This window comes from Dactylosporangium maewongense (assembly GCF_039531485.1).
Lineage (GTDB): Bacteria > Actinomycetota > Actinomycetes > Mycobacteriales > Micromonosporaceae > Dactylosporangium > Dactylosporangium maewongense.
The window spans coordinates 33,287-48,518 of sequence record NZ_BAAAQD010000020.1; the positions used below are offsets into that span (position 1 = coordinate 33,287).

The window sequence follows — 15,232 nt, forward strand, 5'->3', positions numbered from 1 at the left end:
GCGCACGCAGCAAGATGCACGGCCCGGCGCCGCGCCCAACGATGAACGATGAAGATCAATCGAGGGCGAGGGAGCCACCCATGGGAGGCGAATACTGGAACCGCAGGACCGAGACGATGCCCCGGCCGCAGCTGCGGGAGTGGCAGTGGCGCAAGCTGCAGGTCGCCCTGCAGCACGCCCAGCGCTCGGAGTTCTGGAGTGAGCGGATCCCGGCGGGCATCGGCTCGCTCGACGACTACTTCGCGCGGATGCCGCTGACGTACAAGAAGGACCTCATCGCCGCGCAGGAGGTGGCGCCGCCGTACGGGACGCTGCCGTCGACCGACCCGGCGTTGGCGATCCGGCACCACCAGACGAGTGGCACCAGCGGCAACCCGCCGGTGCGCTCGTTCGACACGATCCGCGACTGGACCTGGTGCGCGGACGTGTACGCCACGGCGCTGTACGCGCTCGGGGTCCGCGAGCACCACCGCGGCATGGTCGCGTTCGGCTACGGCATGTTCGTCGGGTTCTGGGGCATGCACTACGCCCTGGAGCGGATCGGGGCCACGGTCATCCCGGCCGGCGGCTTCGACTCGCAGGCCCGCATCAAGCTGATGATCGACCAGCGGGTGTCGGTGCTGGGCTGCACCCCCAGCTACGCGCTGCGGCTGATCGAGACGGCCAAGGAGATGGGCGTCGACCTGGCCCGCGATGCCAACGTGGAGATCATCATGGCGGGCGGCGAGGCCCGGTCCAAGGCGACGACCCAGGCGATCGCGCACGGCTTCGGCGCCGAGGTGTTCAACGCCGCCGGCACCACGGAGCTCGGCACCACCAACATGTTCGAGTGCCGGGCCAACCGCGGCGGCTGCCACAGCATGGAGTCGACCGTCATCGACGAGGTGCTCGACCCGGTGACGAAGCAGCCCGTCGCGTACGGCGAGCAGGGGGTCCGGGTGTCGACCGGGATCGGCCGGGAGGGCATGCAGCTGTTCCGGCACTGGACCGAGGACCTGGTGATCCGCCGGCCGTGGCACGAGTGCGCCTGCGGGCGCAGCTGGGACTGGTTCGACGGCGGCATCCTCGGCCGCGCCGACGACATGCGCAAGATCCGCGGTGTGTCGGTCGAGCCGGTCATGTTCGAGGAGGTGCTGCGGCGCTTCGACGAGGTCGGGGAGTTCCAGACGGTGCTGCGCACCGTCCGCGGGCTCGACACCGTCGTCCTGCGGGTCGAGCCGGTCGGCACGCCGGCAGACGACCTGGCCGCGCGCATCGCCGACACCGTCAAGCGCGAGTGCAGCATCCGGCCCGATGTCGAGATCGTCGAGCCCGGCAGCCTGCCGCGGTTCGAGCTGAAGGGAGCGAGGTTCCACGATGAGCGGTGAACTGACCGGACCGCAGGAGCAGCAGCTGCTGGAGTGCTACCGGACCCTGCACGGTCTCGCCGAGGTCGACGTGCCGGCGGTGCGGGCCGCGGTGCGCCGCGCCGTCGCCGAGCTCCAGGTCGCCCTGGAGGGGCAGGCGCTCGTGTTCGAGTTCTACTCGCACCAGTGGGACGAGGCGGCGCTGCCCGTCGCGGCCTGACCCACACACCGTTCGTGCCCCGGCCCGTCTTCGGGCCGGGGCACGAACCTTCAGGTGGCACCGGCCGCCGAGGCCGACCGGCCCACCGAGTCTCAGCGAGATGTCACCGCAGGGTCCGGGCGAACGTGCGGATGTCCGCGACGAGCGCCTCCGGCTGCTCCAGCGCCGCGAAGTGCCCGCCGTCCGGGTGCTCCGTCCACTGGGTCAGCGTCGGCAGGGCCTTCTCCGCGAAGGTCTTGATCGGGCGGGTCGCGTCGTGCGGGAACACCGCGACGGCGACCGGCATCGCCAGGTTCCACGGGCCGCCCCAGGTCGCCACGAAGTCGCCGGTGGTCGGCGTGGTCTCGTAGTAGATCTGCGCCGACGACCCGGCGGTCGCGGTCAGCCAGTACAGGGTGACGATCGACAGGATCGTGTCCCGGTCGATCACCTCCTCCGGCCGCTCGCCCGCGCCGGTCCACTCGTAGAACTTCTCGACGATCCAGGCGAGCTGGCCCACCGGGGAGTCGGTCAGCGCGTACGCCAGGGTCTGCGGCCGGGTCGACTGGATCTTCTGCCAGCCGATGCCGTCCTCGGCGAAGTGCGCGCCGTGGCCGAGCCGCTCCAGGTCGTCGGCGTCCAGCGACGCGACGGCGGCGGGGTCCGGCGGGAAGGTCACGAGCATGTTGATGTGCACCCCGGCGGCGTGCTCCGCGTCGGCGAGCCCGAGCTGCAGCGAGATGACCTTGCCCCAGTCGCCGCCCTGCGCGATGTACTGGTCGTAGCCGAGCGAGCGCATGAGGTCGGCCCACGCGCGGGCGACCCGGGCGACGCTCCAGCCGGGCTGGCCGGTCGGGCCCGAGAAGCCGAACCCGGGGATGGTCGGGATGACCACGTGGAACGCGTCCTCGGCGGTCCCGCCGTGCGCCTCCGGGTCGGTGAGCGGCCCGATGAGGTCGAGGAACTCCAGCACCGACCCCGGCCAGCCGTGGGTCAGGATGATGGGCGTCGCGTCGGCGTGCCGGGACCGCACGTGGATGAAGTGCACCGTGGCGCCGTCGATCTCGGTGACGAACTGCGGGTGCGCGTTGAGCTTCGCCTCCGCGGCCCGCCAGTCGAAGCCGGTCCGCCAGTACTCGGCGAGCTCCTGCAGGTATGCCAGCGGGACGCCGCGCGACCAGCCGGGGCCGGGCCCGGCGTCGGGCCACCGGGTGGCGGCCAGCCGGCCGCGCAGGTCGTCCAGCTCGGACTCGGGTATGTCAACCTGGAACGGTCGCATCGGCGCACCACCTCAACTCGGTGTGATCTCCTGCTGTTGTCCGTAGCGTCGCACCCGGGCCCCGGCTGCCCCATCTCCTGTTGTGCCCAGGTGCGTCCGGTGCGCACGGCATGAGATGCACGCCGCCGTGGCCTCGGACGACAGTGATGCCATGACGGTGACCCATTCGACCGAGACCGATGTCGCGCCCGATGCGGCGCCGGCGTATCCGCTGCAGCGCGAATGCCCGTACAAGCCGTCGGCCGGCACGGCGAAGCTGCGCGAGCCCGGCCCGATCATCCGGGTCCGGCTGTACAACGGCCGCACCGCCTGGCTGGTGACCGGCCCCGCCGAGGTCCGCGCGCTGCTCGCCGACCCGGCGATGTCGAGCATGGCGACCTGGGATGACTACCCGGTCATCGACGAGAGCCACCTGCACATGCGGGCCAGCAAGGAGATGGCGCAGGAGGTCGAGGGCGGCTTCCCGGAGGTGCTGTTCGGGGTGGACCCGCCGGTGCACACCCGCCAGCGCAAGATGCTGCTGCCGAGCTTCACCAACCGCAAGGTGCAGACGCTGCGCCCGATCATCCAGCGCATCGTCGACGAGCGCCTCGACGCGATGCTCGCCAAGCCCCAGCCGGCGGACTTCCTCGCCGACTTCGCCGCGCCGGTGCCGATGATGGTGGTGTGCCTGTTCCTGGGCGTGCCCTACGCCGAGCGGGACTTCTTCGAAGGGCCCATGCACGACCTGGTGGTGCCGGAGAAGGCCGAGGCGGCGTGGGAGGAGTTCACCGTCTACCTGGAGCGGCTCGTCGACAAGAAGATGACCGAGCCCGGCGAGGGCCTCATCGACGACCTCATCGCGAGCCACGTGCGCAGCGGCGAGCTGTCCCGCGACGAGCTGGTCGCGTTCGCGATGGCCATCCTCATGGCCGGGACGGTCACGACCACCAGCGCCATCGCGCTCGGCACGCTCGCCCTGCTCGACCACGAGGGCCAGTACGAGGCGCTGGTCGCCGACCCGAGCCTGGTCCCGGGGGCGATCGAGGAGATCCTGCGCACGGTCAACCTCGTCGAGCAGCTGTCGCGGGTCGCGACCGCCGACGTCGAGATCGGCGGCGTCACCATCAAGGCCGGTGACGGCATCCTGCTCAGCTGCGCCGCGGCCAACCTCGACCCGAGCGTCACCTCGCACCCCGACGAGTTCGACATCACCCGCCCGCCGACCGGCGCCCTCGCCTTCAGCTACGGGCTGCACCACTGCATGGGGCACAACCTGGCGCGCCTGGAGCTCGAGGTGGTCCTGCGGACCCTCGCCGACCGCGTGCCGAAGCTGCGCCCGGCGGTGCCGACGGCCGAGATCCCCTGGTACTTCGACTTCACCGTCTCGCGCCTGACGTCGTTCCCCGTCACCTGGTAAGGGGCCTGCACCATGGAGCCAGCCACCGACGCCCGCGTGACCCGGCCGTTCACCGGCGACGAGTACATCGAGTCGCTGCGTGACGGCCGGGAGGTGTACCTGTACGGCGAGCGCGTCGCCGACGTGACCCGGCATCCCGCGTTCCGCAACCCGGTCCGGATGACGGCGCGGCTCTACGACGCCCTGCACGACCCCGCGACGCACGACGTGCTCACCGCGCCGACCGACACCGGCAGCCGGGGCTACACCCACCGCTTCTTCCGGACGCCGCGCAGCGCGGAGGACCTCGTCGCCGACCAGCAGGCGATCGCCGCGTGGGCCAGGCTGAGCTACGGCTGGATGGGCCGCAGCCCCGACTACAAGGCGTCGTTCCTCGGCACCCTCGGCGCCAACGCCGACTACTACGAGCCGTTCGGCGACAACGCCCGGCGCTGGTACCGCGAGTCGCAGGAGAAGGTCCTGTACTGGAACCACGCGATCGTGCACCCGCCGGTCGACCGGTCCCGCCCGCCGGACGAGGTCGAGGACGTCTTCGTGCACGTGGAGCGGGAGACCGACGCCGGTCTCGTGGTGTCCGGCGCGAAGGTGGTCGCGACCGCGTCGGCGCTGACGCACTACAACTTCCTCGCGCACTACGGGGTGCCGGTGCGCAAGAAGGAGTTCGCGCTCATCGCGACGGTGCCGATGGACGCGCCCGGCATGAAGCTGCTGTGCCGTCCGTCCTACGCGGCGATGGCGGCGGTGATGGGCAGCCCGTTCGACTACCCGCTGTCCTCCCGTCTCGACGAGAACGACACGATCCTGGTCCTGGACAAGGTCCTGATCCCGTGGGAGAACGTGTTCGTCTACGGCGACCTCGGCAAGGTCCAGATGTTCTCCGGCCAGTCCGGGTTCACCGAACGCTTCACGTTCCACGGCTGCACCCGCCTGGCGGTCAAGCTCGAGTTCCTCGCCGGCCTGCTGCTCAAGGCCGTCGAGATCACCGGCACCGACAGCTTCCGCGGCGTGCAGAGCCGCCTCGGCGAGGTCCTCGCCTGGCGCAACCTCTTCTGGGGGCTGTCGGACGCCGCCGCCCGTAACCCGGTGCCGTGGAAGGACGGCGCGGTGCAGCCGAATCCCCAGTACGGCATGGCGTACCGCTGGTTCATGCAGATCGGCTACCCGCGCATCCGCGAGATCGCGCTGCAGGACATCGCCAGCGGGCTCATCTACGTCAACTCCAGCGCCGAGGACTTCAAGAACCCGGCCGTGCGCCCCTACCTGGACAAGTACCTGCGCGGTTCGAAGGGCGTCGACGCCGTCGACCGGGTGAAGGTGATGAAGCTGCTGTGGGACGCGTTCGGCTCCGAGTTCGGCGGCCGGCACGAGCTCTACGAGCGCAACTACTCCGGCAACCACGAGAACACCAGGGTGGAGCTGCTCAACGGGCAGATCGCCGGCGGCCAGACCGAGCAGTACAAGGCCTTCGCCGACGCCTGCCTGCGCGAGTACGACCTCGACGGCTGGACCGCGCCGGACCTCGCCTCCTTCGACGAGCTGCGCAAGCTCTCCTACGGCGGCCTCAACATCTGATCCTCCTCCCGCGCCCCGCCCCTCTCCTCCGAGGGGCGGGGCGTTCTCGTGTGCGGAAATTGGGAAGCGGACATTCACCATCGGCAATTACCACACAGCGTGACCGAATGACTACGAGAGCATTTTGAAAGAAGCTGGAGCGTCGCTGGAGTGCCAGTATTGAACCAACAGAGAAATGGACGGAGGTGAATAGAATGAAGAAGATCGAGGTTCGCAAGCTGGAGGAGATCAAGACCAGCGCCAACATCACCGCGAACGCCGCGTGCCCCGGCACGGACCCCGTCTGAGCAGGACGGTAACGGCATCAAACCAAGTGGGGGACCGGGAAAGTTCCGGTTCCCCACTATTGGTGTGCTGAAAAGTAGTCGCAAGATTGGAGTGACCAGTGACCCAGCTCCGCGCCCCTTACAACGCCGACACGACCGTCGCTGTCCTGCCGTTCCAGCGCCGCCCGGAAGGGGACGAGATCGTCATCGGCGACCCGTCCCGCGGCGCGTTTCTCGCACTGCCGAAAGACGGGGTCGACCTGCTCGACTGGCTCGCCGCCGGCGACACGGTCGGCGAGGCGGCCCGCCGCTACGAGTCCCGCTACCACGAGACCCCGGACATGGAGGACTTCCTCGCCGTCATGACCGCGGAGGGGTTCATCGCCGGCGACCGCCCGCGGGAGGAGCCGCACCACCACGGGCCGAAGGGGCGCCGGCTGCGCAAGGTCAGCCTCGACTGGATCTCACCGGCCGTCGCCCGGCGGCTGACCAGCGCGCCGGTCCTGGCGGCCTGCCTGCTGCTCATCGGCGGCGCGACGGCGATCATGCTGGCCGACCTGTCGCTGTTCCCGAGCACCGAGGTGCTGCTGTACCCGCACGGCAACTTCGCCGTGCTGAGCCTCACCGTGCTCGCGCTCACGCTCGGCGCCACGTTCCTGCACGAGCTCGCCCACGCGACCGTCGCCCGCGCCGCCGGCGTGCCCGTGACGCTCGGCATCAGCAACCTGATGTACGTGATGGTGGCCCAGACCGACATCAGCGGGCTGCGGATGGCGTCGAAGGGCCGGCTGTTCCTGGCCTTCCTCGCCGGGTCGATCGTCGACCTGGTCTCCGCGTCGTTGCTGGTGCTGACGCTGTTCGCGGATCGGCACGGGGTCATCGCGATGGCGCCCGTCGGGCGCGAGTTCGTCGGCGCGCTGCTGCTGAGCTACGTCTTCCGGGTCTTCTTCCAGTGCTTCTTCTACCTGCGCACCGACCTGTACTACCTGGTGTCCACCGCGCTCAACTGCCGCAACCTCATGTCGGACACCGAGACGATGCTGCGCAACGGCGTCCTGCGGCTCATCGGCAAGCGCGCGCACGTGACCGACCAGTCCGGGATCTCCCGGCGCGAGCGCACCGCGATCCGCACCTACTCGGTCTTCTACATCGTCGGCCGCGGCTTCGCCGTCATGACGCTGCTGACCGTCTTCGTGCCCATCATGGCCACCGTCGTCACCGAGTTCATCACCTGGACGTCCGGCGGGCGGAGCCACCTCACACCGCTCGACTTCGTGCTGATCCTGGTGCTGATGCTGGGGGTGTACGGCGTCGGCGTCGTCATGTGGGTCCGCGGCCTGATCCGCGGCCTCGTCAAGTTCGGCAGGACCGTCCGGGCATGAACGAGGGCCGCTGCGGGATCCGCAGCGGCCCTTGTCTGTGTGTTCAGCCCCGCTCGACCTCGGTCCGCAGCACCTCACGGAGCCGCGTCATGATGTCCACGACGGTCGACTCGTCGAACATGTCGGTGTAGCCGACCCGGCCGCCGATGCCGCCCGCCGGGTGCAGCTCCGCGGAGACGAGCATCCCGTCGGGGATCTGCGACCCGGCCGCCGAGCTGATCGTGCGCCGGCGGATCGCCGCGAAGCGCAGGTCGGCGACCTCGTCCTCGCCGCGCATGAAGGGCGACTGGATGACCTGGAAGACCACGGGCGCGGCCCGGGGCGTGACGACCGAGGCCATCAGCTCCGGCGCCTCCCCGGCCAGCTGCAGGAACGGCAGCTCGTGCCGGTACGCGGCGAGGCAGGAGCGGCGGACCGCGCCGACCGCGTCGGTGAACGTCTCGCAGCCGGACAGGTCGACCCGCAGCGGGGTGAAGTTGTAGAACGTGCCGATGACGTCGGCGGTCCACGCCGGCCCGCGGCCCGGCATGAACGTCGGCACCACCAGGTCGGTCTCGCCGGTCCGCTCGCGCAGCACCGTCAGGAACGCCGCCATCAGCACCATGAACGGGGAGCTGCGGCTGGTCCGCGCGAACTCCTGCACCGCCGTGTCGAGCTCGTCCTCGAACATGTACCGGTGCCAGCCGGTGGTGTACGCGCCGGTGGCCCGGGGCCGGTCGTTGGCCAGCGGGGTCATCCGCGCGCCCGCCAGCTCCTCCCGCCAGAACGCCCGCGCCGCCCGCGACTGGGCGTCGTCGGCGTGCTCGAGCTGGTGGGCGACGAACTCGCGGTACTGGCGGGCCGGCGGCAGGTCGACCGGCCGGCCCTCCTTGCGGGCGGCGTAGAACGCGGCGAGGTCCCGCATCACCAGGTGCACCGAGTAGCCGTCCACCGCGGTGTGGTGCGCCATGTAGGCCAGCACCGAGTCCTTGGCGTCGAAGCGGCCCAGGTACACCCGAAGCCCCGGGATCTCGTCGATGCCGAGCCCGTCGTCCTCCTCGATGGCGTTGATGAACGCCTCGGCGACGGCGTCACGGTCCTCGGCCGAGGGGTCCAGGTCGCTGATCACGAGCCGCGGCGCCGACGGCGGGTGGATCTCCTGGTGCGGGTCGTCGGGGTCGAGCACCAGCCTGGTGCGCAGCGTCTCGTGCCGGGCGACCACGTCGCGCATCGCACCGTGCAGCGTGTCGAGGTCGATCTCACCCTCGACCCGCCACCCGGCCACGACGGTGAAGCGGGGGCCGAACGGGCCCCATCCCCCACCGCCGTCCATGAGGCGCAGGAAGTCCAGCTGCAGCGACAGCGGCGCGCGCTCGACGCCACCGCCGGCTTCTGCGGGGATGCCGGTCATCGTCACGCCTCCTTCGGCGTCGGCAGCGACCAGTGCATGCCGTCCGCCGACGGCACCAGCCCGCCGTCGCGGACGGGCGGCGTGGGGCGGTCGCTGCGGCCGAGCGCCGCCTGGATCTGGATCTGGTGGCCCTCCTTGACGATCGACCGGACCAGCGAGGTGTTGAGGATCTCCTGGTTGCCCGCGCCCTCGACCCTGCGGTCGATCGCCGCGGACAGCTCCTGCGCCGCCGTCGCCCGCGCGGTGTACGCCTCGGGGTCGACGAGCGCGCCCTCCTGCGAGGCGCCGCCGCCGACGAGGTTGACGAACGACTCCGCCGCCGGCGTCGTCTCGGACGTCACCTTCTTCGCCTTCCAGAAGTACGACTCCTCGTCCTGGTGCATGTCGTAGAACGCGACCAGGAAGTCGTGGAAGCGGGCGTACTCGGCGCGGTACCGGTGCTCGAACTCGCTGAAGGCGGTCTCCTCGGGGATGTCGGTCCCCTCGGCCAGCGCCGTGTTCAGCGACCTCGCGGCGAGCAGCGCCCCGTACGTCGCCAGGTGCACGCCCTGGGAGAAGACCGGGTCGATGAAGCACGCCGCGTCGCCGGCGAGCACCAGACCCGGCTTCCAGAAGCGCTCCTGGAGGTAGGAGTAGTCCTTGCGGACCCGGATGTCGCCGTAGACGCCGGTCGTGACGCGGGTCGCGTCGGAGAGCATGTCCGCGATGAGCGGGCACTGCTCGATCAGCCCGAGCAGCGCCTTCTCCTTGTCGCCCTGGACGCGCTCCAGCTCCTCCGGCAGCAGCACCGCGCCGACACTGGTCAGGGTGTCGCTGAGCGGGATGTACCAGAACCAGCCGGCCTCGAAGGCCACGGCGAAGATGTTGCCCGAGTACGGCGGGTCGAGGCGCTTGCCGCCCTCGAAGTAGCCGAACAGCGCCAGGTTGCGGAAGAAGTCGGAGTAGACCCGCTTGCCGCCGCTGTGGCCGTGGATCCGGCTGGTGTTGCCGGACGCGTCCACCACGTACCGGCTGCGCACCTCGTGGCGCTCGCCGGCGGCGTCGGTGTAGCGCACCCCGCAGACCCGGCCGTCCTCCTCGATGACGTCGACGACCGTCGACTCCTCGCGCACCTCGACGCCCTTGGCCCGGGCGTTGTCGAGCAGGATCTTGTCGAACTTCATCCGCTCGACCTGGTAGCCGGTGGAGGACTCGCCGGCGAAGTTCTGCGACAGCGAGAAGTCGAACGTCCACGGCTCCGGGTTGCTGCCCCACCGGAACGTCCCGCCGTGCTTGATCGGGAAGCCGGCGGCGGCCAGCTCCTCGGTCACCCCGAGCAGCTTGCAGATGCCGTGCACGGTCGAGGGCAGCAGCGACTCGCCGATCTGGTACCGGGGAAACCGCTCCCGCTCCAGCACGAGCACGCGGTGGCCCTGCTGCGCCACCAGGGTGGAGACCGTGGAGCCGCACGGCCCACCGCCGACCACCACGACGTCGAAGGTTTCTGAGGTCATCTTCCGGTTCCCTTTCTAGCGCAGCTCGACGTCGGCGGCCGCGACCGCGGCGACGAACTCGCCACGGGCCAGCGCGGCGGCGACCGTCTCGATGTCGTCGGACATGTAGCGGTCGTGGTCCAGGGTCGGCACCAGCGAGCGGACGTGGTCGTAGGTCGCCTTCGCCGCGGGGCTGAGCCCGTCGTAGCGCTTGGAGATGTCGACCGCCTGCGCCGCCGCGAGGTACTCCACGGCCAGGATCTTCTCGTTGTTCTGCAGCACCCGGCGGGCGTTGCGGGCGGAGATGAGGCCCATGCTGACGACGTCCTGGTTGTCGCCGTTGGACGGCACGCTCTGCGTGCTGGCGGGGCCGATGGTGCGGTTCTCGGCGATGAGCGCGGTCGCCGGGTACTGCGCGCCCGCGAAGCCGCTGTTGAGCCCCGGGTCGCCGGCGACCAGGAACTCCGGCAGGCCGTAGGACAGGTGCCGGTTGAACAGCCGGTTGGACTGCCGCTCGGACAGCACCCCGAGCTGGGTGAGCGCGATCGTGACGAAGTCCATCACGAACGCGATCGGCTGGCCGTGGAAGTTGGCGCCGTGGAAGATCTCCTGACCCTCGAAGAACAACGGGTTGTCGTTCGCCGAGTTCAGCTCGATGTCCAGCTTGTTCGTCGCGTGGTACAGGGTGTCGCGCACCGAGCCGAGGATCTGCGGGATCGCCCGCAGCGAGTACGCCTTCTGCAGGTAGATCTTCGTGCGCTGCACCCCGTCGGTGTGCAGCTTGCCCTCGCCGGCGGCCTTCTCGCCCGCGTCGGCGACCTGGCGGCGCAGGTCGGCGTGCTCGACGGTGAGCCGGCTGCCGGCCATCAGCGCGCGCATGTTCGCGGCCGTGTCGATCTGCCCCTGGTGCGGGCGGGCGATGTCGTGCCCGGCCGGCAGGAACGGGCTCGTGGAGCCCTGCAGCGTCTCGATGACCAGCGCGGTCACCAGCTCGTGCTGGCGCACCTGGGTCATCGCCCGGCCCACGACGAGCGCGCCGAGGCCGGTCATGCCGGAGGTGCCGTTGATGAGCGCGAGGCCCTCCTTGAACTGCAGCTGCAGCGGCTCGATCCCGTGCTCGCGCAGGACCGGCCCGGTCGGGACCTTCTTGCCGTCCTGCAGCAGGTAGCCCTCGCCGATGACGGTGCTCGCGATGTGCGACAGCGTCGCCAGGTCGCCGCTGGCGCCGAGCGAGCCGATCTCCGGGATCGCCGGCGTGAGACCGAGGTTGAGGTACAGCGCGAGCCGCTCCAGCACGTCGGGGCGCACCGCGGAGTACCCCTTGGCCAGGGCGTTGAGCCGGGCGGAGAGGATGGCGCGGGCCTCGTCCTCGGCGAACAGCGGGCCGACGCCGGCGCTGTGGCTGCGCACCAGGTTGGTCTGCAGCTCGGTCTCGTTCGAGGTCGACACCAGCATGTAGATCATCTCGCCGTAGCCGGTGGTCACCCCGTAGATGGGGATCTCCTGCGCGACGATGTCCTCGAACATCTTGCGGCTCTTGGTGGCCCGCTCCAGCGACGAGGCGGCGACCTGGACCGGCGCGTGCTCCTCGGCGACCCGCCTGACACCCGGGATGTCGAGGGTCTCGCCGTCGAACACGACGGCCTGTTCAGTCTGCTGATTCAACGCACTCTCCTTCGGTTCGGTGTGGCCGCGGCGGCAGGTGCCCGGCCGCGACGTCCTGGCGGGCGCCAGCGGCCACGATCGCGGTGGCCAGTCCGGTCAGCGTGGGATTGGTGAGGCACTGTTGCAGCGGCACGTCGGCGCCGAACCGCTTGCGGATCAGCCCGGCGAGCCGCAGCGCGTCCAGGGAGCCGGCGCCGGCGGCGGTGAACGACGCGCCGGGGCCGGCGGGCGGCGCCCCGAGCACGTCCTGCCACAGCTGCGCCACCGCGGTCTCCGCCCAGGTCCACGGGCGGTCCGCGGCTGGTTCCCGGCCGCCCGGCCCCTGCCGGAAGTGGGGCCGGGCGGGCAGCCGGGACCGGTCGACCTTGCCGGCGACGTTGCGCGGCAGGGGGCCGGTCATCGGTTCGAACTGCACCAGCACGAGCGCGGCGCCGAAGCGCCGGCGCAGGTGCGCGCGCCAGGCGGCGACGGCCGGGTCCGCCCCGGGCGCCGGCACCACGTGGGCGACCAGGCCGACGACGAGGCCGTCGCCGTCGGTGGCCGGCACGACCGCGCACTCGGCCACCGACTCGTGCTGGGCCAGGGCCTCCTCGACCTCGGCCACCTCGATCCGGTTGCCGAGCAGCTTCACCTGGAAGTCCTTGCGGCCGCGGAACTCCAGCCGCCCGTCGTGCCGGCGCCGGGCGAGGTCGCCGGTCCGGTACACCCCGGTCCCGGAATCCGTCCCCTCCAGCGGGCGGAACGCCGGGCCCGGCGGCAGACCGACGTAGCCGTCAGCCACGTATGGGCTGCGGATCACGACCTCGCCGGTGACGCCGTCCGGGCAGGGCCGGTCGGCCTCGTCGAGCACCAGCACCTCGCGGCCGGGGATGGCCCGCCCGATCGGGGCCATGCCGCGGACCGGCGCGTCGATCGCCGCCCACGTCGCCGCGACCGTCTCCGTCGGTCCGTACACATTGGACAGACGCAGCCCGGGCAGCGCGGCGCGCAGCCCGTCGGCGAGGGCGGCCGGCAGCGCCTCGCCCATGAGCACCAGGTGCCGCAGCGCCCCGAGCCGCCCGGCCGCGGCGGTCATCGGCGCCAGCAGCTCCTTGGCGAAGCTCGGCACCGTCTGCAGGAACGTGATCCGCTCGGTGGCGAGCCAGTCGGTGAACCGTTCGGGGTGCACGCGGACCCGCTGCGGCACGGGGCACAGGGTGGCGCCGGCGGTCAGCGTGGCGAACGCCTCGTAGAGGCTCGGGTCGTGCTCCGGGGCCACCCAGTGCGCGACCCGGGCACCGGGGCGCAGGTCGAACGTCGTGGCCATCCACGCGGCGAACTGCGCGAACGCGCCGTGTGTCTGCGCGATGCCCTTCGGCTTGCCGGTGGATCCCGACGTGTAGGCGACGTAGGCGATCGCCTCCCGCCGCACCACCGGGGCGGCGGGGGCGCCGGGCGGCGGGTCCGCCGTCAGGGAGCCGACGTCCAGGACGAGGCCGTGGATCTCGGCGCGGTACCAGCCGGCGAGGGCGTCGGTCTCGGCGCCGCCGTCGACCAGCAGGCACGCGGGGCGCAGCTCGCGCAGCGCGGTGCGGCCGCGCTCGCCCGCGTCGCCGGTCCCGAACCACAGCAGGTGCCCTCCGGCGCGCAGCGCGGCGAGCGACGCGACGATCTGGCGCGGGCCGGGCGCCATGCGCACCGCGACGGCCCGCCCGCCGGCCCCGGCCGCGCGCAGGTGCGCCGCGACGACGGCGACGGAGCGCTCCAGGTCGCCGTACCCGAGGGACGAGCCCTCGGTGGCGACCGGGACCGTGGCCGGGATGCGGTCCGAGACGGCGCGCACCGCCTCGTGCACGAACGGCGCCTCCGCGAGCCGGTCGGCCGGGGCCGGCGCGCCGGGCACCGCCGCCGGACCGGGCACCGCGAGCGGGTCTGACGCCGCCGGCGAGGCGAGCGGGCCGGGCGTCGCGGCGTCCATCGGCAGGGCCGCGGCGTCGGCGTCGGGGTCCGCGATCGCGGCCAGCAGCAGGGTGCGCAGCTGCTCGAGCACCGCGGTCGCGGCGGGCCGCTGCTCCTCGCCGCGGAAGCCGAGCGTGCCGGCGAGCCCGGTGGCCGGGTCGACGGTCGCGGTCAGCGTCAGGTCGCACGTCGCCCAGCCGGTGTCCGCCGGCGCGGGGCGGACCTCGGCGCCGGGCAGGCGCAGCACCGCCTCCGGTGCCTCCCGCACGGCCAGGACCGCGTCGCACAGCGGCACGGGACGGGCGTCGCCGTAGGCGTCCAGGGCCCGCAGCAGCTCGCCGTAGGGCAGCTCGCGGTGCGCCAGGCAGGCGTCCGTGGTGGCGGCGGCGCGCAGGACCCGCGCCCGGAAGGTGTCCGCGCCGGCCAGGTCGCCGGGGAGCACGAGCAGGTTGTCGAAGGCGCCGGCGACCCGCGGGGCACCGGCGGGGCGGACGCTGACCGGGGTGCCGACCGTGACCAGGGCGCCGCCGTCGTAGCGGCACAGCAGCGACTGCAGCGCCGCGAGGAGCACGGCGAACGGGGTGGTGCCGGTGTCGCGGGCGAACCCCGTGACGGCGGCCGCGGCCTCCGGCCCCCAGTCGAAGCCGGCGGCGCCGCCCGGCACGACCGGGGTGGTGTCGCGGTCCGGTCCGAGCGGGTGGCTCACCGGCGGCGTGGGGCGGACCGCGCCCTGCCACCAGCGCAGCAGTTCGGCGTCCCGGCGGGGATCGGGGTCGCCGAACAGCGCTGACGGCGCCGGCGGCGGGGGCGGCACCAGGCCGGCGCAGCGCTGCGACAGCTCCTCGACGACGAGGTCCATCGTGTCGTCGTCGGCGACCGTGCGGTGCAGCACGACCGTCACGCGGTGCAGGTCCGGCGCGGTGCGTGTCAGGGTCAGGCGGGCCGGGAGTCCGTCCCAGGCAGGCGTTGCGGGCGCTTCGAGCACCGCGAACGAGGCGGGGTCGGCGGCCGCGGTCACCGGTGCCGGCGACGCATCGACATCGGTCACGGTGGTGCGCAACGGCTCGTGCGCGGACAACACCGCGAGCCAGGCCGCGCGCAGCGCGTCGACGTCCACGGGCCCGCTCACGTCGAAGCCGCGGCAGACGCGCGGTGCGGCGGTGCCCGGCGCGAGGTGCTCCAGCACCCACCAGCGGGCAGGCGATCCGTTCATCGCGTCCTCCTTACGACGGACGAATCGTCACACGCAGCGGACATCGATTGCTTCTCAAGGAATGCGGCGCACACAGCGCATTTCGAAGGATGCGCGTCGATGGCCGCGGTG

Annotated in this window: 10 protein-coding genes; 5 read left to right on the forward strand and 5 right to left on the reverse strand. The window is 71.9% G+C overall.

Going from position 1 to position 15,232, the window contains the following annotated elements:
* Positions 1-80 precede the first annotated feature (80 nt).
* Together ABD332_RS39910 and ABD332_RS39915 are read left to right on the forward strand one after the other, a co-directional pair.
* Positions 81-1,367, forward strand: a complete 1,287-nt coding sequence (locus ABD332_RS39910) for a phenylacetate--CoA ligase family protein (RefSeq protein WP_344508670.1) — start codon at positions 81-83, stop codon at positions 1,365-1,367.
* Positions 1,357-1,566: a DUF6052 family protein gene (locus tag ABD332_RS39915; RefSeq protein WP_344508672.1), complete on the forward strand. Its 210-nt coding sequence runs from the start codon at positions 1,357-1,359 to the stop codon at positions 1,564-1,566. Before ABD332_RS39910 ends, ABD332_RS39915 begins: the two co-directional genes overlap by 11 nt.
* A 103-nt stretch (positions 1,567-1,669) precedes the next feature.
* On the opposite strand, the gene ABD332_RS39920 is transcribed toward ABD332_RS39915, so the two are convergent.
* Positions 1,670-2,824 carry an epoxide hydrolase family protein gene (locus tag ABD332_RS39920; protein WP_344508674.1) on the reverse strand — a complete coding sequence of 385 codons (1,155 nt, stop codon included), beginning with the start codon at positions 2,822-2,824 and terminating at the stop codon, positions 1,670-1,672.
* 151 nt (positions 2,825-2,975) lie between these two features.
* Between ABD332_RS39920 and ABD332_RS39925 the strand changes: the two genes are divergently transcribed.
* The 3 genes from ABD332_RS39925 to ABD332_RS39935 all read left to right on the forward strand — a co-directional run bounded on the left by ABD332_RS39925 (position 2,976) and on the right by ABD332_RS39935 (position 7,443).
* On the forward strand, positions 2,976-4,223 hold the full coding sequence (locus tag ABD332_RS39925; RefSeq protein WP_344508676.1) for a cytochrome P450: 1,248 nt from the start codon (positions 2,976-2,978) through the stop codon (positions 4,221-4,223).
* A 12-nt stretch (positions 4,224-4,235) separates the two neighbouring features.
* Positions 4,236-5,795, forward strand: coding sequence for a 4-hydroxyphenylacetate 3-hydroxylase family protein (locus tag ABD332_RS39930; RefSeq protein WP_344508677.1), 1,560 nt, complete (start codon positions 4,236-4,238; stop codon positions 5,793-5,795).
* 385 nt (positions 5,796-6,180) lie between these two features.
* Positions 6,181-7,443 (forward strand): hypothetical protein, encoded by a 1,263-nt coding sequence (locus ABD332_RS39935; protein WP_344508679.1) that lies wholly within the window; start codon positions 6,181-6,183, stop codon positions 7,441-7,443.
* A gap of 43 nt (positions 7,444-7,486) precedes the next feature.
* Here ABD332_RS39935 and ABD332_RS39940 read toward each other — a convergent pair whose 3' ends face one another.
* The 4 genes from ABD332_RS39940 to ABD332_RS39955 are packed head-to-tail and all read right to left on the reverse strand — an operon-like array spanning position 7,487 to position 15,121.
* Positions 7,487-8,833, reverse strand: coding sequence for a condensation domain-containing protein (locus ABD332_RS39940; RefSeq protein WP_344508681.1), 1,347 nt, complete (start codon positions 8,831-8,833; stop codon positions 7,487-7,489).
* A 2-nt stretch (positions 8,834-8,835) separates the two neighbouring features.
* On the reverse strand, positions 8,836-10,326 hold the full coding sequence (locus tag ABD332_RS39945; protein WP_344508683.1) for a tryptophan 7-halogenase: 1,491 nt from the start codon (positions 10,324-10,326) through the stop codon (positions 8,836-8,838).
* 15 nt (positions 10,327-10,341) lie between these two features.
* Positions 10,342-11,970 carry a tyrosine 2,3-aminomutase gene (gene cmdF, locus ABD332_RS39950; RefSeq protein ID WP_344508685.1) on the reverse strand — a complete coding sequence of 543 codons (1,629 nt, stop codon included), beginning with the start codon at positions 11,968-11,970 and terminating at the stop codon, positions 10,342-10,344.
* Positions 11,954-15,121, reverse strand: coding sequence for an AMP-binding protein (locus ABD332_RS39955; RefSeq protein ID WP_344508687.1), 3,168 nt, complete (start codon positions 15,119-15,121; stop codon positions 11,954-11,956). Before ABD332_RS39955 ends, cmdF begins: the two co-directional genes overlap by 17 nt.
* Positions 15,122-15,232: the final 111 nt, after the last annotated feature.